The organism is Halomonas sp. B23F22_20, assembly GCF_043496985.1.
Classification (GTDB): domain Bacteria; phylum Pseudomonadota; class Gammaproteobacteria; order Pseudomonadales; family Halomonadaceae; genus Halomonas.
In genome coordinates, this window is record NZ_JBIEKH010000024.1 from 20063 (window position 1) to 40344 (window position 20282).

The 20282-nt window shown below is 67.4% G+C and carries 18 protein-coding genes; 13 read left to right on the forward strand and 5 right to left on the reverse strand.

Annotated elements, in window-relative coordinates; all coding sequences use genetic code 11:
* Nucleotides 1-407: 407 nt before the first annotated feature.
* Nucleotides 408-1655 (forward strand): DUF2333 family protein, encoded by a 1248-nt coding sequence (locus tag ACGTN6_RS17385; RefSeq protein WP_394594006.1) that lies wholly within the window; start codon nucleotides 408-410, stop codon nucleotides 1653-1655.
* Between the two features lie 65 nt (nucleotides 1656-1720).
* On the opposite strand, the gene ppa is transcribed toward ACGTN6_RS17385, so the two are convergent.
* The gene (gene ppa, locus ACGTN6_RS17390; protein ID WP_394594008.1) at nucleotides 1721-2251 is read right to left on the reverse strand and encodes an inorganic diphosphatase; all 531 of its coding nucleotides are present in this window, start codon (nucleotides 2249-2251) and stop codon (nucleotides 1721-1723) included.
* Nucleotides 2252-2462: 211 nt separating this feature from the next.
* Here ppa and ACGTN6_RS17395 point away from each other — a divergent pair, with 211 nt between their 5' ends.
* On the forward strand, nucleotides 2463-4178 hold the full coding sequence (locus ACGTN6_RS17395; RefSeq protein ID WP_394594010.1) for a protein kinase domain-containing protein: 1716 nt from the start codon (nucleotides 2463-2465) through the stop codon (nucleotides 4176-4178).
* Between the two features lie 281 nt (nucleotides 4179-4459).
* Here the strand turns inward: ACGTN6_RS17395 and ACGTN6_RS17400 are convergent, their stop codons facing one another.
* The gene (locus ACGTN6_RS17400; RefSeq protein ID WP_394594012.1) at nucleotides 4460-5719 is read right to left on the reverse strand and encodes a 6-phosphofructokinase; all 1260 of its coding nucleotides are present in this window, start codon (nucleotides 5717-5719) and stop codon (nucleotides 4460-4462) included.
* A 232-nt stretch (nucleotides 5720-5951) separates the two neighbouring features.
* On the opposite strand from ACGTN6_RS17400, the gene mpl reads away from it, so the two are divergent.
* From mpl to ACGTN6_RS17415, 3 genes are all read left to right on the forward strand, one after another.
* A complete protein-coding gene (gene mpl / locus ACGTN6_RS17405; RefSeq protein WP_394594014.1) occupies nucleotides 5952-7334 on the forward strand; it encodes a UDP-N-acetylmuramate:L-alanyl-gamma-D-glutamyl-meso-diaminopimelate ligase in 1383 nt (460 codons plus the stop codon).
* Complete coding sequence (locus ACGTN6_RS17410; RefSeq protein ID WP_394594016.1) at nucleotides 7324-7953, forward strand: flavin prenyltransferase UbiX; 630 nt, start codon at nucleotides 7324-7326, stop codon at nucleotides 7951-7953. Before mpl ends, ACGTN6_RS17410 begins: the two co-directional genes overlap by 11 nt.
* 84 nt (nucleotides 7954-8037) lie before the next feature.
* On the forward strand, nucleotides 8038-8661 hold the full coding sequence (locus ACGTN6_RS17415) for a LysE family translocator (protein ID WP_394594018.1): 624 nt from the start codon (nucleotides 8038-8040) through the stop codon (nucleotides 8659-8661).
* A 111-nt stretch (nucleotides 8662-8772) separates the two neighbouring features.
* Here ACGTN6_RS17415 and ACGTN6_RS17420 read toward each other — a convergent pair whose 3' ends face one another.
* From ACGTN6_RS17420 to ACGTN6_RS17430, 3 genes are all read right to left on the reverse strand, one after another.
* The gene (locus tag ACGTN6_RS17420; RefSeq protein ID WP_394594020.1) at nucleotides 8773-10176 is read right to left on the reverse strand and encodes a bifunctional DedA family/phosphatase PAP2 family protein; all 1404 of its coding nucleotides are present in this window, start codon (nucleotides 10174-10176) and stop codon (nucleotides 8773-8775) included.
* Between the two features lie 173 nt (nucleotides 10177-10349).
* Entirely contained in the window at nucleotides 10350-11288 is a 939-nt protein-coding gene (locus ACGTN6_RS17425) for a diguanylate cyclase domain-containing protein (protein WP_394594022.1), read from the reverse strand.
* Nucleotides 11281-12150 carry a hypothetical protein gene (locus ACGTN6_RS17430; protein WP_394594024.1) on the reverse strand — a complete coding sequence of 290 codons (870 nt, stop codon included), beginning with the start codon at nucleotides 12148-12150 and terminating at the stop codon, nucleotides 11281-11283. The genes ACGTN6_RS17425 and ACGTN6_RS17430 overlap by 8 nt, the downstream gene beginning before the upstream one ends.
* An 89-nt stretch (nucleotides 12151-12239) precedes the next feature.
* On the opposite strand from ACGTN6_RS17430, the gene ACGTN6_RS17435 reads away from it, so the two are divergent.
* From ACGTN6_RS17435 to ACGTN6_RS17470, 8 genes are all read left to right on the forward strand, one after another.
* Nucleotides 12240-13532: a glutamate-5-semialdehyde dehydrogenase gene (locus tag ACGTN6_RS17435; protein ID WP_394594026.1), complete on the forward strand. Its 1293-nt coding sequence runs from the start codon at nucleotides 12240-12242 to the stop codon at nucleotides 13530-13532.
* Nucleotides 13533-13561: 29 nt separating this feature from the next.
* Nucleotides 13562-14194 carry a nicotinate-nucleotide adenylyltransferase gene (nadD, locus tag ACGTN6_RS17440; protein ID WP_394594066.1) on the forward strand — a complete coding sequence of 211 codons (633 nt, stop codon included), beginning with the start codon at nucleotides 13562-13564 and terminating at the stop codon, nucleotides 14192-14194.
* 118 nt (nucleotides 14195-14312) lie between these two features.
* Nucleotides 14313-14681 carry a ribosome silencing factor gene (gene rsfS, locus ACGTN6_RS17445; RefSeq protein ID WP_183386523.1) on the forward strand — a complete coding sequence of 123 codons (369 nt, stop codon included), beginning with the start codon at nucleotides 14313-14315 and terminating at the stop codon, nucleotides 14679-14681.
* Nucleotides 14678-15145, forward strand: a complete 468-nt coding sequence (gene rlmH / locus ACGTN6_RS17450; protein ID WP_394594029.1) for a 23S rRNA (pseudouridine(1915)-N(3))-methyltransferase RlmH — start codon at nucleotides 14678-14680, stop codon at nucleotides 15143-15145. Before rsfS ends, rlmH begins: the two co-directional genes overlap by 4 nt.
* 24 nt (nucleotides 15146-15169) lie before the next feature.
* On the forward strand, nucleotides 15170-17068 hold the full coding sequence (mrdA, locus tag ACGTN6_RS17455; RefSeq protein ID WP_394594031.1) for a penicillin-binding protein 2: 1899 nt from the start codon (nucleotides 15170-15172) through the stop codon (nucleotides 17066-17068).
* Nucleotides 17069-17073: 5 nt separating this feature from the next.
* On the forward strand, nucleotides 17074-18225 hold the full coding sequence (gene rodA / locus ACGTN6_RS17460) for a rod shape-determining protein RodA (protein ID WP_394594033.1): 1152 nt from the start codon (nucleotides 17074-17076) through the stop codon (nucleotides 18223-18225).
* Nucleotides 18226-18259: 34 nt separating this feature from the next.
* Complete coding sequence (gene mltB / locus ACGTN6_RS17465; RefSeq protein ID WP_394594035.1) at nucleotides 18260-19324, forward strand: lytic murein transglycosylase B; 1065 nt, start codon at nucleotides 18260-18262, stop codon at nucleotides 19322-19324.
* Entirely contained in the window at nucleotides 19321-20277 is a 957-nt protein-coding gene (locus tag ACGTN6_RS17470) for a septal ring lytic transglycosylase RlpA family protein (RefSeq protein WP_394594037.1), read from the forward strand. The genes mltB and ACGTN6_RS17470 overlap by 4 nt, the downstream gene beginning before the upstream one ends.
* Nucleotides 20278-20282: the final 5 nt, after the last annotated feature.

The window sequence follows — 20282 nt, forward strand, 5'->3', positions numbered from 1 at the left end:
TGGGGTTCCGCGTCAGGGAGCGCTATGATCAGATGCATTGGAGCCTGGAGGACGAGATACTGGACCCTGAGCACTGGGCGGTCGTGCGCCCCGTTCGGCAACGGCGCGGCGCGACGTTCGAGTCCGTCCGCCAGGCCCTTGGGCCGTTCGGTGCCACGGCAGGCATCGGATCTGGCCTAGGCTTTGTCTGAAAAGTCGGTGAGCGAAGGCTAGACAAGGCAAAAATCGGTGAAAAGACGGAGTTTGCAGGTAGTAACTGAGTACTTTGAGCCGATTTTTAACGCCGTATAGCCGAGCGCAGGCACTTTTCAGACATTGCCTAGGATATCGCAGCGATGGGGCGCTGTGGATGCCCCTTGCCGGTTCGGGCGATCGTGCCCGGGCCCTTACTGTCAGGGAACAGGATCATGGTATTGAAGCGACAGGCGAGCGACCGGCGTCGCCGCAGGATCGAGGCGCTCGAGCGCCCGCAATATGGCTGGGTCTGGAAACCGCTGCTGGCCGCGTTGGTGATCTATCTGCTGGTGGCTCTCGGGCTGGGTATCTGGTGGAGCCGTACGCCGGCCCTCGAAAGGGGAGAGGAGGCCTCGCCGGCCGCCGACACGGTGCCGGGTAAGGCGACCATTGACGGACTGTCGGGTCTGGTGGGCACGCTGCTCGACAAGCCCGGCGGCTATCTGCGCAACGATCTGGCGCCGCCGGGGCTGTGGCTCGATAACATGCCGGCCTGGGAGCTCGGCGTGCTTAGCCAGGCCCGTCGGCTGAGTCAGGCGTTGCCGGCCATGGGCGGTGGAGAGGCAGCGGCCCTGGGGGCCGTGAAGATGCAGCTGGAAGGCGATAGTCGCGACTGGTTCTATCCTTCCACCGAGCACCGGCTGCGTCAGGCGCAGGCCGGGCTCGCCGCTTACCAGGAAGCGCTGGGCGGTGGCGGTTTCGCTGTCGGTGGGCAGGGCATGGCGCCGTGGTTGGCCGGGGTGGCGCAGGGGCTGGACGATCTCGGACGTCGCCTGTCGGCCAGCGTCGGCAATCCCGAGGCTCTGGCCGATCTGGATCTAGAAGCGGAAGGGTTGCCGCGCGAGACGCCCTGGTATCGGGTCGACAACGTCTTCTTCGAGGCGCGCGGCCAGGCCTGGGCGCTGCATCGGCTGCTCACTGCGGTGGGGCGCGATCGGGCCGCATGGCTCGAGGATGCCGGGCTCGCCGTTCGCTGGGAGATGCTGGTCGCTGAGCTCGCGAGAAGCCAGCGGCGGCTGTGGAGTCCGGTGGTGCTCAACGGCTCCGGCTTCGGCATCTTCGCCAATCACTCGCTGGTGATGGCCAATCACGTGCTGCGTGCACGGGACCTGAGTCGCGAGTTGGTCAAGGCGTTGTCCACCTCTGGGGCCGCGAGTCCCGCGACAGGCATGGCGCCGGAGGTTGGGGGCGACGGTGTCGAGGCGAGTGCCGAGGCGGCGCCCGACGGTGTGGGCAACGCGAATCCCGTCAGCACTGCCTCCGGCGAGGGCGAGAGTGTGCCGGAGGCAGCGGCCGAGGCCGGGGTGCAGGCCGCCCCGATACAGCAGCAGCCTGCCGGGGAAGCGTCGCCGGGCGAGTCTGCTGACGACGGTTTGGCCGCTCCCGATCCTGACGCAGGAGACGCTGACGCAGAAAACTGAGCGCCATCGACGACGAAGGGGCCGCCCACCGGGCGGCCCCTTCGTTTACGCAAGTGCGGCGGCGATCAGGCTTTGCCGTGGGCGGCAGCAGCCTTCTCGATGGCCTTGCGGGCGGCTTCGACGCCTTCCCAGGACTCCACCTTGACCCATTTGCCCTTCTCGAGATCCTTGTAGTTCTCGAAGAAGTGGGCGATCTGCTGGCGCAGCAGCTCGGGCAGGTCGGTCACTTCCTGGATGTCGTCGTAGAGGGTGGACAGCTTGGGGTGCGGCACACACACGAGCTTGGCGTCTTCGCCGGCCTCGTCGGTCATGTTGAGGATGCCGACCGGGCGGGCGCGAATGACGCTGCCGGGCTGGACCGGGTAGGGGGTCACGACCAGGGCGTCCAGGGGGTCGCCGTCATCGGCCAGGGTGTGCGGAATGAAGCCGTAGTTGGCCGGATAGAACATCGGGGTGGCCATGAAGCGGTCGACCAGCAGCGCTCCCATGTCCTTGTCGATCTCGTACTTGACCGGGGCATGGTTGGCCGGAATCTCGATTGCCACGTAGAGGTCGTTGGGCAGGTCCTTGCCGGCGGGGATGTTGTCGAAGTTCATGATCGCGTCCTTCTCTGGCGGATAGCCGTCGGGTGTGAAATGCGGCGAATTATACGAGGCCGTCCTGGCGATTACCAATCCGACCTAGGTCTCCGGCGAGGGGGTTACATGCCGAGAGGTAGAGCCAGAGGCGGGGACGGGCGTGTATCATGGGCCCGCTATGGAGGGCCCCGTCGGGGTCTGGAGCCGCTGCCAGCACAAGGAGACCGTCTTGGCATCCGCGCAACTGTCACTGAGTTTCGGCCAGGCCTTCGTGGTACCGGCGCGTGGCCGGCATCGCAGCTCGATGTCGGTGTGCGTTCCCGAGGAGCAATTGCTGGTGGCCAAGGGCGCCTGCGCGCTGATCACCGACTCCACCTCGCGCAACCCACTGGCCAAGCAGGCCGGTGACCTCAGCGTCCAGGGCTTCCTGGCCGACTACTATTCGACGCCCGATCACTGGGGAGCCAAGCTGTCGGCCACCCGGGTGCTGCGCTCGCTGAACGCCTGGTGCTTTGGCCAGAGTCGTCAGGTCAGCGACGGCGGCTACGTGAGCTCGATGTCCGCCATGGTCTACGAGGGGCGCGAGGCGCACCTCTTCCATATGGGGGATACCCTGGTGTTTCGTCTCAGGGGCGCGGAGTTCGAGCAGCTCACCCGGGATCACGTCACGGATCTTGGCGGCTATCGCTATCCGTCCCGGGCGCTGGGCATGGATGCCAGCCTGGATATCGACTATGTGCAGATGCCACTTAAGCAAGGTGACATCTTCCTGTTCACTAGCCAGGGGGTTCAGGGCACGCTGATGCCGTCGGACTACGTGGGCCTGATTCGCCAGGATGCCAGCGATCTGGACGCCGCCTGCGAGCGGCTGGCCCAGACCGCCAGCGAGCGGGCCCGGGAACGCGGCTACGGCGGAGACCAGTTCTGCTTCCAGCTGGTGCGCATCGACGCCCTGCCTGAGGAGGCGCGCGATCATCCCGGCAGGCTTTACGGCGACCTTCCGATCCCGCCGGAGCTCGATGTGGGTGAGCGGCTCGATGGCCTGGAGGTGCTCGAGGTGCTGTCGCGAACGGCCCAGTCACGGGTCTATCGAGTGCGCGATGTTCACTCCGAGCGTGAGATGGTGATGAAGGCGCCCAGCCCAGAGCTTTCCAGCCGCAACGCCTATCTGGAGCACTTCCTGCTTCAGCAGTGGGTCGTCGAGCGCGTGCGTTCGCCGTTCGTGGTGCGGGTCATGGAGCCCTCGCGCCCCCGGCGCCATCTGTATTACCTGATGGCCTACGTGGCGGGGGAGACCCTCGCCGAATGGGTGCGTCGCCATCCCCAGGCCGGCCTGGCCCAGCGGCTGGATATCGCCATCCAGCTCGGCAAGGGCATCCAGGCGCTGCACCGCCGCGACCTGCTGCACCAGCGGGTGCATCCCGACAATGTGCTGATCGACCGGCACGGCCAGGTAGTGCTCGCCGACCTGAGCGCCTGCCATCTGCGCGACGTGGACGGCCATCGTCGCTCGCGAGGGCTGCTGCGCCAGGTCGGGCTGACCGAGCACAGTGCGCCTGAGTATGCGCTGGATGATGAGGTGGGGCGTCGCAGCGACCAGTATTCGCTGGCCTCCACGACCTACTGGCTGCTCACCGGTGCCTTGCCCTATGAGCAGCCGGTCAAGGAACTACTGCGCCATACCGACCTGGAGCGAATGCACTATCGCAGTGCCCGGAGTCACGATCCCGAGATACCGCCGGCCCTCGACGATGCCCTGCGCAGGGCGCTCACGCCCCAGCGCGCGCTGCGCTACCGGCGGCTTTCGGAGTTCCTGCATGCCCTGCGAGTCCCCGAGGGAGGTAGCGGTGGCTCGCCGTCTCGGCGCTACGAGCCAGCCTGGATCTGGCAGGCCGTGGCCGGCGTGCTGCTGGTGCTGCTGGTGATCTCCTGGCTGCTGCGCTAGAACCGGGCTGCGCCCGGGAGCTGGAAGAACGCCCGCTTCGCGGACGTAAGCTTGAAGAGCGGTGCTTCGCACCTGGAAGAACGCCCGCTTCGCGGGCTTAAGCTGGAAGTTTGAAGAAGCCCCTTGACCCCATGATGGCGGGGTTCATGCTGTCTTCCAGCTTCCAGCTTCCAGCTTCCAGCTTCCAGCTTCCAGCTTCCAGCTTCCAGCTTCCAGCTTCCAGCTTCCAGCTTCCAGCTTCCAGCTTCCAGCTTCCAGCTTCCAGCTTCCAGCTTCCAGCTTTAAATCTTGAACTCCGGCAGCTTGCGTTCGGCGCGATGCTTGGCCAGCTTGGCCACCTTGGGCAGGCCGTTCTCGAAGGGGGGAAAGTCTTCACCCTGGATCAGAGGAGACAGGTAGCGGCGGCAGTCTTCGGTAATGCCGAAGCCGTCCTCGCGGATGAAATCACGCGGCATGAACTTCTCGCGATTGGCTACCTCGGCCAGCGGTGCGGCCTCGACGGTCCAGGCATAGGGGGCGTCGCCGGTACGCTTGATCGCCGGCATCTTGGCGTTGTCGCCGGCGAGTGCCAGCTCGACGGCCTTCTCGCCCACCGCGTAGGCCTGGTCCACGTCGGTCTTGGACGCCAGGTGGCGCGCGGCGCGCTGAAGGTAGTCGGCGACCGCCCAGTGATACTTGTAGCCGAGATCCTGCTTGACCATGCCGGCCAGCGTTGGCGCCACGCCGCCCAGCTGGCGGTGGCCGAAGGCGTCGGTGTTGCCGGAGTCGGCGAGGAAGGTGCCGTCCTCGTAGCGGGCACCCTCGGAGACCACGATCACGCAGTAGCCGTACTTGTGCACGGACTCCTCGACACGGGCCATCACCGCGGCGCGGTCGAAGGCGATCTCGGGGAAGATCACCAGGTGCGGGGCGTCACCTTCCTTCTGCCCGGCCAGGGCGCCGGCGGCGGCGATCCAGCCGGCGTGGCGCCCCATGACCTCGAGCACGAACACCTTGGTGGAGGTAGCGCACATGGACGCGATGTCCAGCGATGCCTCCAGGGTGGAAGTGGCGATGTACTTCGCCACGCTGCCGAAGCCCGGGGAGTTGTCGGTGATCGGCAGGTCGTTGTCCACGGTCTTGGGCACGTGGATGGCGGTCAGCGGATAGCCCAACTTCTCGGACAGCTGGGAGACCTTGAGGCAGGTATCGGCGCTGTCGCCGCCGCCGTTGTAGAAGAAGTAGCGGATGTCGTGGGCCTTGAAGACCTCGATCAGCCGCTCGTACTGGGCGCGATGAGTCTCGATGTCCTTGAGCTTGTAGCGGCAGGAGCCGAAGGCGCCGGCAGGGGTGTGGCGCAGCGCCGCGATGGCCTCGTCGCTCTCCTGACTGACGTCGATCAGGTCTTCGGTCAGGGCGCCGATGATGCCGTTGTGGCCGGCGTAGACCTTGCCGATCTGGTCGGAGTGGCGGCGGCAGGCCTCGATGACGCCGCAGGCGCTGGCGTTGATCACGGCGGTGACGCCGCCGGACTGGGCGTAAAAGGCGTTGTGCTGGGCCATGGGGCTATCCTGTTGCTTGTCGCGTCATGGGGAAACGGCCCGCTTGGCAGGTCGCTTCCGGGGTTCGTCCAAGAAAGGCGTCGATTCTAGCCCATCGCCCCGGTGGCTGCATCCCGTCGGCGATACGCGACGTCCGCGGCGCGCTGGAGGGCGCGCAGGGGCCATGCTAGGCTGCCGCTTTCCGCCGGGCGGCCGCTGACCGCCGGCAAGGCATTCCGGTAGCGGAGACTCCATGCATCTTCATATTCTCGGCATCTGCGGTACCTTCATGGGGAGCCTGGCGTTACTGGCCCGAGAACAGGGGCATCGCGTCAGCGGCTCGGACGCGGGCGTCTATCCGCCCATGAGCACCCAGCTCGAACAGGCGGGGATCGCTCTGATCGAGGGTTTCGCCGCCGACAACCTGGATCCGCGGCCCGATCTGATAGTGATCGGCAACGCCCTGTCGCGGGGCAATCCCGAGGTCGAGGCGGTGCTGGATCGGGGTTTGCCCTACGTGTCTGGCCCCCAGTGGCTCGCCGAGCATGTGCTGCCCGGCCGGCCGGTGATCGCCGTGGCCGGCACCCACGGCAAGACCACCACGGCGAGCCTCACCGCCTGGCTGCTGGAAGCGGCGGGGCTGGCGCCGGGATTCCTGATCGGCGGCGTGCCGCGCAATTTCGGCGTGTCGGCGCGGCTGGGCGGCGACGATGCCCCCTTCGTGGTGGAGGCCGACGAGTACGATACCGCCTTCTTCGACAAGCGCTCCAAGTTCGTGCATTACCGCCCCGAGATTGCGGTGCTCGGCAACCTGGAGTACGACCATGCCGACATCTTCCCCGACCTGGCCGCCATCGAGCGTCAGTTCCATCACCTGGTGCGTACCGTGCCGGGCAAGGGGCGGCTGCTGGTGGCCGACGGTGAGCCGGCGCTGGAGCGCGTGCTCGAACAGGGCTGCTGGACCCCGGTCGAGCGTTTCGGTCAGGCCCCGGAGAGCCCCTGGCGCTTCGAGCTCGAGCGCGCCGACGCCAGCCGTTTTCGGGTCGTGCATCGCGGCGCCGACGCCAAGCAGGAAGCCGTGGTCGATTGGGGGCTGACCGGCGACTACAACGCCCGCAATGCGCTGGCGGCGCTCGCCGTCGCCCACGCTTGTGGCATGTCGCTTGCCGATGGCGCCGAGGCCCTGACGCGCTTTGAGACACCGCGCCGCCGCCAGGAGGTACGCGGTGAAGTGGCCGGCATCCAGGTGATCGACGATTTCGCCCATCACCCCACGGCTATCGCCGCCACCCTCGGCGGGCTGCGTGCCGCCACCCCGCACGGCCGCCTGCTGGCGGTGATCGAGCCGCGCTCCAACACCATGCGCCTCGGCACCCTGAGCGAGCGACTGGCGAGCAGCGTGGCAAGTGCCGATGCCGCCTACTGGTACCAGCCTCCAGGGCTCGACTGGTCCCTGGCGCCGGTGGTCGAGGCCAGCGGTCGGCCCGGCGGCGTCTACGACGATCTAGATGCCCTGGTAGCGGCGCTGGTGGCCGAGGCACGTGAGGGCGATCGCCTGGTGGTGATGTCCAACGGCGGCTTCGGCGGTATCCACGACAGGCTGTTGGCGGCACTGGAGGTGGCCCATGGCGGCTGAGCGAGACGCGACGGGATTCGGCGCTCCGGTCACCGTAGCGCTGACCGGGGCCTCTGGCGCCCAGTATGGTCTGCGCCTGATCGAGGCGCTGGTAGAGGCGAACCGCGAGGTCTGGGTGATGATTTCCAAGGCGGCGCACCTGGTGATCGCCACCGAGACCGAGAGCGAACTGCCGGCACGGCCCGGACGGCTGGCCGAGGCCCTTGCCGAGCGCTGCGGGGCGGCCCCGGGCCAGATTCGCTGCTTCGGCCGCGAGGACTGGATGGCGCCCGTGGCCTCGGGCTCCGGCGCCAGCTCGGCGATGGTGATCTGTCCCTGTTCCACGGGCACGCTCTCGGCGGTGGCCTGCGGCGCCAGCAACAACCTGATCGAGCGAGCCGCCGACGTGGCGCTCAAGGAGCGTCGTCAGCTGATTCTGGTGCCGCGGGAAACGCCGCTGTCGGCCATTCACCTCGAGCACATGCTGAGCCTGACCCGCCAGGGCGCGGTGGTGCTGCCGGCGGCGCCGGGCTTCTACCACCGGCCGACCTCGGTCGAAGATCTGGTCGACTTCATCGTCGCACGTATCCTTAACCAGCTCGGCATCGAGCATCGGCTAATGCCCCGCTGGGGGGCGTAGCCCGGGCCATGGAGCGCCCGGTCACGTTGAAGTAACGGCGGTTCGCCAGTCTGGGCGAGTCGCGATGACAAGGAGGTTCTTCTCATGCTCTCGCTCTCGGTGCTGTCGGTTTTCGTGCCGACCTTTCTGCTGGTCTCGCTGACGCCGGGTATGTGCATGACCCTGGCCATGGTGCTGGGCATGACCCAGGGGGTAAGACGCACGCTGTGGATGATGGCCGGTGAGCTGGTCGGCGTGGGCCTGGTGGCGATAGCCGCCGGGGCCGGGGTGGCCGCCCTGATGCTGCGCCAGCCCGGGTTGTTTGCCGTGTTCAAGTGGCTGGGCGGGGCCTACCTGGCTTATCTGGGCGTGATGATGTGGCGTTCCCGGGGGCGCATGGCGATTCCCGATACCCTGGCGTCCCAGGCTCGCGCCGGACGCCGTGAGCTGGCTGTGCAGGGGTTGGTCACGGCGGTTGCCAACCCCAAGGGCTGGGCCTTCTTCATGGCCCTGCTGCCGCCGTTCCTGGATGCCTCGCGACCGCTCCCCGCCCAGCTGGCCGCGCTGGTCGCGGTGATCCTGACCATCGAGTTCGGCGCCCTGCTGGCCTACGCCACCGGTGGGCAGACGCTGCGCCACCTGCTGGGTCAGGCCGACAAGGTGCGGTTGCTCAACCGCGTGGCGGGGACGTTGATGGTGGGCGTGGGGCTGTGGCTGGCGCTGGGTTGACCCGGCTCCGCCGCTAGAAGGAAGAGGGAAGTACGGCGCTGCGCGCCTTGAAGAGGGGAGAGCACACTTTTCTGGCTTCCTGCTTCCTGCTTCCTGCTTCCTGCTTCCAGCTTACGCAGGCCCCAGCCAGACCACCCGCGCGGCGGCGAGCGCCAGCGACGCCGCACCCAGCGCCCACCAGGGGCAGGGGCGCAGGGTCTCCCGCGAGCGGTGTTGCCAGGCGAGCTGCACCAGAGCGCAGACCACTAGCCCGAGCAGGGCGCCGCCGATCAGGTCGCTGAGCCAGTGAACGCCCAGCACCAGCCGCGACAGCGCCATGGGCACGATGACGGCGATGGCGCCCCAGTAGGCCCAGAAGCGGCGGTGTAGCGGCAACTCCCTGGCGATGAAGGCGGCGGCCAGGCCAAACAGCACCACGGCGGTGGAGGTATGCGCGCTGGGGTAGGCAAGCGAGTCCGCCAGGTGGGCTGAGGCGTCCGGCCGGGCGCGGCCGATGATGGCCTTGCCGAGGGTGTTGAGCGCGGCGATGCCGAGCAGGCCCGCAGCAAAGTGGCCGAGGGCATCGAAGCGCCGGCGAGCGAGCCACCACAGTCCCCAGGGCAGCACCATGGCGATGATGCCGTACAGATCGCCGAGCTCCGCCAGTACATGGCTCAGCGTCAGCAGTCCCGGAATGACCAGGGTATCCATCAGGATGTCGAGGCGGCGATCCATGGCTAGCGGGCCGCCCTGATGCAGCACCACCAGGGTCAGCGCGGACAGGGCGGTGAGCGATGTCAGCAGTAGCAGCCAGGTGCCCAGCGGCGGCTCTCGGTCATGGGGGCGCGACAGTGCTCGCCATGCCCAGCGCCCCTTGGGGTGGCGGCGCAGCAGTCGGGCCAGGCCGCGATACACCAGCCCATCATGATGGGTCTGGTGGCGTAGCCAGGAGAAGGTCACGGCCAGCAGTACCACCAGCACGCCGAGCCCCACCAGCCAGGGTTCCAACGCCTCGGGGAACCCCGGCAGGCGCTGCCATGTTCGGCCCAGCAGGTAGCCGGGCAGCACATAGGCGGGGGCCCACAGTGCCGCCGACAGCAGGTTTGCCCAGGTGAAGCGGCGGGGTGGCATGTGCATCATGCCGGCGATCAGGGGTACGACCGGCCTGACCGGGCCGACGAAACGTCCGAGGAACACTGAAAGTGAGCCATGGCGGTGGAAGAACCGGGCGCCCTGGGCCAACCATTCCGGATAGCGCGACAGTGGCCACATGGCGGTGACACGCTCGCGTTGGGTATAGCCCAGCCAGAAGCTGAGGCCGTCACCGACGATGGCACCGAGAAAGGCGGCGCCCATCACCGCCGCCACGGCGATTTGCTGATGCCCGGCCATCGAGGCGGTGGCGGTGATCAGGACTACGCCCGGTACCAGCAGACCCACCAGGGCCAGCGACTCGACCAGCGCGATGATGACGATCAACAGCAGCAGCAGCGCCGGGGATGGCGTCAACTGTTGGAGTAGGTCAACAGGGTTCAAGGGGCTCTCCATGATCGATGGCGGTCCGTCCAATGTCCTGTTGCGACGGTTCGTTGATGAGAAACCGGGCGCATCGAGGCGCCGGGCCCCGCGTTGCGACAAGGCATGGTAGTGCTGCATGGCGGCCCAGGGGCGGCCGCCAGAATTCTACCGTCAACCTCTGATGCGGGACACTAATCGGTGGCCAGGGCCTGAGTCATGCCTTGCAAGCGTGTCAGGAAGGCTGGCCAGCGTTCACCGCTGTGGGGTGTCTCCAGGCGCAGGCGCACCTCCAGCGGGCCGGTCTCCACCAGTACGACCTGCTCGAGGGCCTGCTGTAGCCGCTGTTGGACCAGCAGGGCCCCGTTTTCGGTGGTGTTTGGCAGAATCAGCCAGAAGGCGGTCTCGTCCTCGCGGCCGAGGGTGTCGAGCTCACGACAATGGCGCAGCGTGCCTTGGCAGAATGCCGTCAGCATGGCGCGGCGGGTGGCGTCGCCGAACTGCTCGCGGGTCATGTCGAGCTGGGGGAGGTGGAGCAGCACGACCGCCAGCGGGCACTCGAGCAGTCGGGCGCGCTCGAACTCCCCGGTCAGTCGTTCGTGCAGGCTCTTGCGGGTCAGCGCCGGACATTCGTGTTCGCGGGGGTCGGTGGCCTTCAGCAGGTCGCGCTGGCGGAGCCGATCCCAGAGTGCCAGGGTGGCCACGGCGACCAAGGCCAGATAACCGACGGCGAGTTCTGGGGCGAGTTCACCGTTGCCGAGCAGGGCCAGCCAGACCGGTGTCAGTGCCAGATTGAGCAGTACTGCCGGTCCCAGCGGCAGCAGTACCAGGGTCAGTACCGGCGGCAGGCCGATCCACAGCGCCGCGGTGCTGGAGTGGCCGGGCAGTTCCACCGCGATCAGCAGGAAACCGCAGATCAGTACCAGATAGGCCGCGGTACGCGAGGCCTTGACGCTGGCGGTGGCGGCGAGCAGGGCGGCGACCGCCATGACCGGCGAGAGCAAGGCGGGTAACAGGATGCGGGTATAGTGCCCCATCAGGTAGAACCACAGGGCCTGGCCAAGCAGCAGTACGATCCCGATGCCGATGGCCAGAGTGAAGAGTCGAGAGCGCGGTGAGCGTGGCTCAACCATGGTGGGCGATCTCCTTGACCTCCAGAGGGCGTGCTTGCCGTGCGAGAGCGCGTCGCTCGTGGCTCAGCGAGCCGAGACTCGGCAAGGCGATGGCCCTGATGCGTACCGAGACGGTCAGCGTCGATAGTAGCGTCTGGCGGCGCGTCTCTGCCTGGTCGGCATCGCGGCTGACCAGCAGCAGCCCCAGAGTGCGTCGATCCAGTCGATAGGCGTTGTCGTAAGGCTGGAGCAGTCGGCAGCATTGCTCCGCCATGTGCCAGAGCTGCCAACGAGTGGTGCGCAGCAGCAACAGTTCGACGTGGCCGCCCTCATGGCGTGCGCGGTGCCGCTCATGGCGCACATCGTGCAGTAGGCGCTGGTTCGACCACACGCGAAGCTCGGGAACCAGGCGCGCGCGATCGCGGATGCGTTGGCGCATGGCCTGGAGTTCCAGCGAGCGCGACAGTCCCAGCAGCATTAGTCCTGCGAGCAGCAGGCCTGCCAGCAGCCACTGTTCCAGGCCCAGTCGGTCATGGAGGTTCCACCAGCTGGCGGCGGCCAGTAGGGCGTTGAACACCAGGATCCAACGTGGCTGGGGGAGCATCAGCAGGATGGCCCAGGCCCAGAACCATGTCAGGTGCCGGCCCGGAGTGGCCCACAGCAGGGCCGCCAGCAGTAAACCGGGAAGCAGTTGCCAGGGGATGGTAGCCAGGTGGCGATGGCTGAGTTCGATCTGGGTAGCGGTCACGGTGAGCCACAGGCTGGTCAGGCCCAGCAGGAAGGCATCCGGCAGGCTGTGGGCGGTCGTCGCCAGGAAGGCGGTGAGGCTGGCGGCCACCAGCAGGTTCACTCGCATCAGGCCGACTTTGTACTTGCTCTGCATGGTGACTTAGTATGGGCTCCTTCCCGATTGGACTCGAGCCTGGGGCGTAGCTTGGCGCCACGGCCCTTTTCTTGGAGACACTCTACGGCATGACAGCTCACGCCTCCCACTCCGACAGCGTCGTCGCCGACGTCGACGCCTACATGCAGCGCCTTGGGCAACAGGCGCGAGATGCCGCGACCCGGCTGCGACGCACCGATACTGCGGCCAAGAATGCTGCTCTGCTGGCCATGGCGGAGCGTCTGGATGCGGCGCGCGCCGAGGTGCTGGCGGCCAACGCTCGCGACCTCGAGCGGGGCCGCGAAAACGGCCTCGACGCCGCGCTGCTCGATCGCCTGGCCCTCGATGATACGCGCCTGGCTGCCATGATCGAGGGCCTCCACCAGGTGGCGGCGCTGCCCGACCCGGTGGGCGAGATCGATGGGCTGCGATCTCGGCCGAGCGGTATCCAGGTTGGCCAGATGCGCGTGCCGCTGGGCGTGATCGGTATCATCTACGAATCGCGGCCTAACGTCACCATGGAAGCGGCCAGCCTGTGCCTCAAGTCCGGCAATGCGGCGATTCTGCGCGGCGGTTCGGAGGCCCGGGAGTCGAATGCGGCCATCGCCGACTGCATCCGTGCCGCCCTCGCGCAGGCCGGGCTCCCCGAGTACAGCGTTCAGGTCGTGGCAACCACCGATCGGGCCGCCGTCGGGCGCCTGATCAGCATGCCGGAATACGTCGACGTGATCATTCCGCGTGGCGGCAAGTCGCTGATCGAGCGGATCAGTCGCGAGGCTCGCGTGCCGGTGATCAAGCACCTGGATGGCGTCTGTCACGTTTACCTGGATGCCAGCGCGGATCGTGACAAGGCATTGGCCATCGCCGTCAATGCCAAGACCCAGCGCTACGGCACCTGCAATACCATGGAAACCCTGCTGGTCGATGCGCCTGTGGCCGAGGCGCTGTTGCCGGCGCTGGCCGCGGCCTACGCCGAGCATGGGGTCGAACTGCGCGGCTGCGAGCGCACCCGTGCGATCCTCGGCGACATCGCCTCCGCCACCGAGGCCGACTGGGCGGCCGAGTACCTGGCCCCGGTGCTTGCGGTTCGGGTAGTCGACGGCATCGACGATGCCATGGCGCACATCGAGCGCTACAGCTCCCGGCACACCGACGCCATCGTCACCGAGAACTACACCCTGGCTCGTCGTTTCCTGGCCGAGGTGGATTCCAGTTCGGTGATGGTCAACGCTTCCACGCGCTTCGCCGACGGCTTCGAATACGGCCTGGGCGCCGAGATCGGCATTTCCACCGATCGCCTGCATGCCAGGGGGCCGGTGGGGCTCGAGGGCCTGACCACGCGCAAGTACGTGGTGCTCGGCGACGGCCAGGTTCGCCAGTGAGTGAGACGATACAGGCGCCGCGTATCGCCATGCTGGGCGGGACCTTCGATCCCGTTCATCTTGGCCACCTGCGCAGCGCCGTGGAGCTGCACGAGGCTCTGGTTCTCGATCGCGTGCACATGATCCCGGCTGCCCAGCCGCCGCTACGCGGCGTGCCGCAGATATCGCCGCGACAGCGTTTGACACTGCTACGGCTGGGTATCGGTGACACGCCCGGGCTGATGGCCGACCCCCGCGAGCTCGAGCGCGAGGGTCCCTCCTACAGCGCCGACACTCTGGCCGAGTTACGCCAGGAATATGGGCCACAGGCGCGCCTGGTAATGGCGCTAGGTCACGATGCCTTCCTGCGTCTGGCCGACTGGCATGCCCCCGCACGTCTCTTCGCGCTGGCGCATCTGGTGGTGGTGGATCGGCCGGACCACGAGGCTGCGCTCCCCGCGGCGCTGGCCGAGCTGGTCGACGGGCGCGAAGTCGATGACGTGGCGACGCTGATGGCGGCGCCTGCAGGGCGCCTGTTGCGGCTGAGCCTGCCCTCGCGGATGGCGATTTCCGCCACCGAGGTGCGACGGCGACTGGCCGAGGGGAGCAGCGTGCGCTACCTGCTGCCCGAGGCCGTGGAGGCGTGGATCCTCGAGCAGGGGCTCTATCGGCGTACGCGCTGATGAAAGCGGTGAGGCAAAAAACCCGACGCGTTGCGTCATCAGGCGCTGCCAGGCCTCGTTCGAGTCGGTACAATGTAGGCATGACCATTTTCCGCTGAGAGGGGCTGACACGAAGGGTATGCACATCGACGCACTCAAGACGCTGGTGCTGGACGCACTGGAAGAGCTCAAGGCCCGGGACGTCGCCGTCCTGGACGTCTCTCACCTGACCAGCGTGACCGATCTGATGGTGGTGGCAAGCGGTACCTCCAGTCGTCATCTTGCGGCGCTCTCCAGCAAGGTGATCCAGGCGGTGAAGGAACAGGGCGTATCGCCGCTGGGCGTCGAGGGCGAGAGCGGCGCCGACTGGGTGCTGGTCGACCTGGGTGACCTGGTGGTACACATCATGCTCCCCGAGACTCGGCAGCTCTACGATCTGGAGCGCCTTTGGGCTGACCTGCCCAGCGATGGCGTGGCCCTGGAGGAAGAGGCCCACGGCGCTTCATGAGGGTGCGACTGCTGGCCGTGGGTACCAGGATGCCCGATTGGGTGACCCGGGGCGTCGAGGAATATCGCAAGCGTCTGCCACGTGACTTTGCCCTGGAGCTCGAAGAGATCACGCCCGGCCCGCGTGGCAAGAATGCCGATACACGGCGCGCCGTCAGTCAGGAGGCCGAGCGCATTCGCGCCCGGTTGAAAGGCGACGAATATCTGGTGGCTCTGGAGGTGGGCGGCAAGGCCTGGAGTACGGAGCAGCTGGCGCGTCAAGCGGAGGGCTGGCGCCTGGAAGGTCGTGATGTCGCCCTGCTGGTCGGCGGTCCCGATGGCCTTGATCCGGCGCTTTCTGCAGCCGCCGATCAGCGCTGGTCGCTGTCGCCGTTGACCCTGCCGCATCCCCTGGTGCGCATCCTGCTGGCCGAGCAGCTCTATCGGGCCTGGACCTTGATGGTCGGCCATCCCTACCATCGCTGAGCGCTCCGAGGTCTCCGCCAAGCAATGCGTCAGCCACGCGACACCCTGAAGAATACCGAGCAGGAACTGCGTATCTTCCGCTGGCGCTCGCTGCTGGCGGTGGTCGTGGTGCTGCTGCTCACGGGCCTGCTCGGCGGGCGCCTGGCCTATCTGCAGATCGTGCAGCACGAGGTCTACACCACGCGTTCCGAGAAGAATCGCGTGCGGGTCGAGCCGCTGCCCCCGACCCGGGGGCTGATCTATGACCGCAACGGCGCGTTGCTGGCTGAAAACCGGCCGACCTACAACCTGACCCTGGTGCGGGAGCGGGTCGATGACCTGGATGCGACTCTGTCGCTGCTGGTGGACCTGCTCGAGTTGCCCGAGGATCGGGTTGCGGCATTCCGCGAGCGTTCACGACAGCGTCAGCGTCCTTTCCAGCCGGCGCTGCTGATGAGTGACCTGGACGAAGAGCAGATCGCCCGCCTGGCGGTCAATCGCCATCGTTTGCCCGGTGTGGAGGTGCAGGCCCAACTGCTGCGCTATTACCCGGACGCCGAGATCATGTCCCACGTGCTCGGCTACGTGGGACGCATCAACGCCGAGGAGCTTCAGGTGCTCGATGCCGGCAACTATGCCGGGACCCACTTCATCGGCAAGACCGGCGTCGAGCGCTTCTACGAAGAGGCGCTGCACGGCCAGGCCGGCCTGCGCAAGGTGGAAACCAATGCCCGCGGCAGGGTGCTGCGCGAGCTGGGACGTACCGACCCGGTGCCCGGTCAGAACCTGACCTTGACCCTGGACAAGGGGCTGCAGCGGCTCGCCGTGGATCTGCTCGACGGGCGCCGTGGCGCCATTGTGGCGGTGGCGCCGCAGAGCGGCGAGATCCTGGCCATGGCTTCGGTGCCTGGCTTCGATACCAACCAGTTCGTCACCGGGATCGATCTGGCCTCCTACCGGGCGCTCCAGCAGGATATCGACCTGCCGCTGTTCAACCGTGCGATCCGCGGCAGCTATCCTGCGGGGTCGACCATCAAACCGTTCATGGCCATCACCGGGCTGCGCGATGGCGAGATCACGCCGGGCGAGGTGATCTACGATCCCGGCTACTATCAGCTGCCCAACGACTCACGGCGCTACCGCAACTGGCTGCGCTGGGGCCATGGGCGGGTCGATCTGGAGCGGGCCCTGGCGGTGTCCAACAATACCTATTTCTATTCCCTGGCCCACGAGCTGGGCATCGACCAGATCCACGAGAGCCTGTCGCAGTTCGGCTTCGGCCGGCGGGTGGCCGCGGACGTGGCCGGCGAGAGCTCGGCCCTGCTGCCGTCCCGGGAATGGAAGCGCGAGCGCTTCAACCAGCCCTGGTATCCTGGCGAGACGCTGTCGGTGGGGATCGGCCAAGGCTATCTGCAGATCACCCCGCTGCAGCTGGCCACTGCCACCGCGGTGCTGGCCAACCGCGGCGACTGGATCAAGCCGCGCCTGGCCCTCGAGATCGGAGACGAGCAGGTCCCCACCGAGCTGCCGGGCACGCCACCGGACATCGAGCTCGACAATCCCGGCTGGTGGGACCGTGTCTACTCGGGCATGGAAAAGGTGCTGTCAGGCCGTGAGGGGACCGCCCGCCGCGCCGGCGCGGGGCTCGAGTATCGCATGGCCGGCAAGTCCGGTACCGCCCAGGTGTTCTCGCTGGGCCAGGACGAGAAGTACAACGCCGAGGAACTCAAGGAGCGGCTGCGCGACCACGCCCTGTTCATGGCCTTCGCTCCGGTGGACGATCCCCAGATCGCCGTCTCGGTGATCGTCGAGAACGCCGGTGGCGGCAGCAGCCATGCGGCGGGGCTGGCCAGGGCGATGGCCGACTATTGGCTGCTCGAACGCCACCATGGCGAACCGCAGGAAGCCGCTGACGACGATGAGACGAGCGAGGGAGAGGACTAATCGCGATGGTCGACTTTCTGCTGCGCCGCCCCCATCCGGTCAAGCCCTCGCTGAGTGGCATCACCCGCAAGCGCGGATTGTGGGAGCGGATCCACCTCGACCCTTGGCTGATCGGCATGCTGCTGCTGCTGATGCTGGCCGGACTGGTGGTGCTCTACAGCGCCAGCGGGCAGCGCCTGGACGTGGTGATCGCCCAGGCTGTGCGGTTCGGCGTCGCCATCGCGGGCATGGTGATCATTGCCCAGTTTACGCCTGCGACCCTGCAGCGCTGGTCGATCCCGGCCTATCTGGCGGGCATGGCCATGCTGGTGGCGGTCGAGGTCATGGGCGACATGGGCATGGGCGCCCAGCGCTGGCTGGTGATTCCCGGTGTGGTGCGTTTCCAGCCCTCCGAGATGATGAAGCTGGCCGTGCCGATGATGGTGGCGGCCTGGCTCGGGCGTCGGGAACTGCCGCCACGCTGGCAGGACCTGGTGGTCTGTGCGCTGCTGATCGGCTCGCCGGTGCTGCTGATCGCTCGCCAGCCCGATCTCGGCACCTCGCTGCTGGTGGCCCTGGCCGCGGTCTTCGTGATCCTGCTGGCCGGGTTGTCCTGGCGCATCATCGGCCTGCTCGGTGCGCTGGCGGCCTCGGCGCTGCCGCTGCTGTGGATGAACATGCACGACTACCAGCGTCAACGGGTACTGACCTTTCTCGACCCCGAGAGCGACCCGCTGGGAGCCGGCTGGAACATCATCCAGTCGACCACCGCCATCGGCAGTGGCGGCCTGTGGGGCAAGGGATGGCTGCACGGCACGCAGTCCCACCTGGAATTCCTCCCGGAGCGCCATACCGACTTCATTGTCGCCGTGCTCGGCGAGGAGTTCGGGCTGGTGGGCATGCTGGCCTTCCTGAGCCTCTACCTGCTGATCGTCTGCCGCGGGCTGTGGCTCGCCGGGGCGGCCCAGGAGACCTTCGGGCGGCTGCTCGCCGGCAGCATCATCCTGACCTTCTTCATCTATGTGTTCGTCAATATCGGCATGGTCAGCGGTATCCTGCCTGTGGTCGGCGTGCCGCTGCCTCTGGTCAGCTACGGCGGGACCTCCAGCGTGACCTTGCTGGCCGGTTTCGGTATTCTCATGGCCATTCATTCGCACCGCCGCCTGCTGCCGCGCTAGCGCCATACGGGCCGATCGATTCAGGGAGAGATGTATGACGGTGACGACGCTTCCACGGGGACGCAGAGCGTTGACCCTGGCTCTGGGCAGCTTGATGTTCTGGATGGCTGCCGGGGCCTCGGCGGCTGATTTCGACCCCCTTCATGGGGAGGTCAAGGGGCTGGTCGATGAGGTGGCCGAGCGCGGCGTCGACCGCGCCTGGCTCGAGGACGCCCTAGGGCGGGCCGAGTTCCGCCAGGAGGTGCTCGACGCCATGTCCGGTGCCGCCGAGCATCGCCTGGTGTGGCACGAGTATCGCGACATTTTCCTCGGCGAGGCGCGTATTGCCGAGGGCGCGGCTTTTATCGATGCCCATCGCGAGGCCTTTACCCGGGCCGAGGCGGCATTCGGCGTGCCGCCGGAAATCATCGCCGCGATTCTCGGCGTAGAGACTCGCTACGGCGAGATTACCGGCGATCACCGCGTGCTCGACTCGCTGTCGACCCTGGCCTTTCATCACCCGCGTCGCGGCGGCTTCTTTCGCGGCGAGCTGGCTGCCTTCCTGGAAATCGCCTTTCGCCAGGATGTCGCGCCGGACAGCATCGAGGGCTCTTACGCCGGAGCGATGGGCTATCCGCAGTTCATCCCGACCAGCTATCGCGCCTACGCGGTGGACTTCGACGGCGATGGCCACCGCAACCTGTGGACCGACCCGGTGGATGCCATCGGCAGCATCGCCAACTACTTCGCCGAGCACCGCTGGCAGGCTGGGGCGCCGATCTATCACGAGGCCGAGGGGCCGAGCGAGCGTCCCGGTGGCATCACCTTCAACGCCGCGCGGCCGCCGAGTGCCACCGTCGGCGAGCTGGCCGCGGCAGGCATCGAGAGCGACGCGGGGCTGCCGGATGGCACCGAGGTGGTGCCGCTGGCGCTGGAGCGGGAAGATGGCAGCCTGCAGTACCGCTTCGGCCGCGACAACTTCTACGTCATTACCCGCTACAACCACAGCCATCTCTACGCCATGGCCGTGACCGAGCTGGCCGAGGCCATCGCCGCCGCCGAGGGGCGCCAGGCCGACTGGTTCACCGCCACCGCGGCCGATCCGGAGGAGCGCCCATGAGAGCCTGGTGGATTCTCTTGCTGGCCGCGCTGTGGCTGACCGGCTGTGCCGGAGGTGGCGGCGCGACACCGACGCCGTCCGGCAACGCCGACGCCGACGTCACGGATGAGGCATCGAGCGGCGGCGAGCGCTACGCCATGAGCAGCGACGCCTACCCGCAGGAGCCGCCCGACGTCAGCCGGGTGCCGGACGCGGTGCCGCGGATCGAGTCGCGCTCGCGAGCCGGCAATCGTTCGACCTATCAGGTGTGGGGCAAGACCTATCACGTGCTGGATGACGCCAGCGGCTACGAGCGCCGCGGTACTGCCTCATGGTACGGCAAGAAGTTCCACGGCTATGCGACCTCGAACGGCGAAATCTACGACATGTACAAGATGAGCGCCGCCCACCGTTCGCTGCCATTGCCGACCTTTGCTCGAGTCACCAATCTCGACAACGGTCGCTCGGTGATCGTGAGGGTCAACGACCGCGGCCCCTTCCACAGCGAGCGCGAGATAGACCTGTCCTATGCCGCGGCGGCGCGTCTCGACATCCTGGATCGTGGCACCGGCCGCGTGCGGGTCGAGGCCATTGATCCCGCGGCCTGGCTGGCCGAGCATCGCGGCGGTACCGAGGCGCCGCGGCCTGCCGTCGCTGAGGCGCCCGAGCCTGCGGCGTCAGCGGTGGCCGCCGCGGCGGCGGCGAACGAGTCGGCGGTTCCCACCTCGGCGGGATCGGTGACAGACCCCATTTACCTGCAGGTCGCGGCGCTGGGCTCCGCCGACAGCGCCAATGAACTCAAGGCACGGCTCCAGTCGTCCCTTGAGCAGCCGGTGCGCGTGGCCTCTGCGCCGGGCCTGTATCGCGTCCAGGTCGGCCCGCTGGCCGGACGCGCCCAGATCGACCCGGTGCGCGGCGAGTTGCGCCGGGCCGGCTTCGACGAAGCCTTCGTCGTCGATGCGGCGGCCGACTGAGTCGG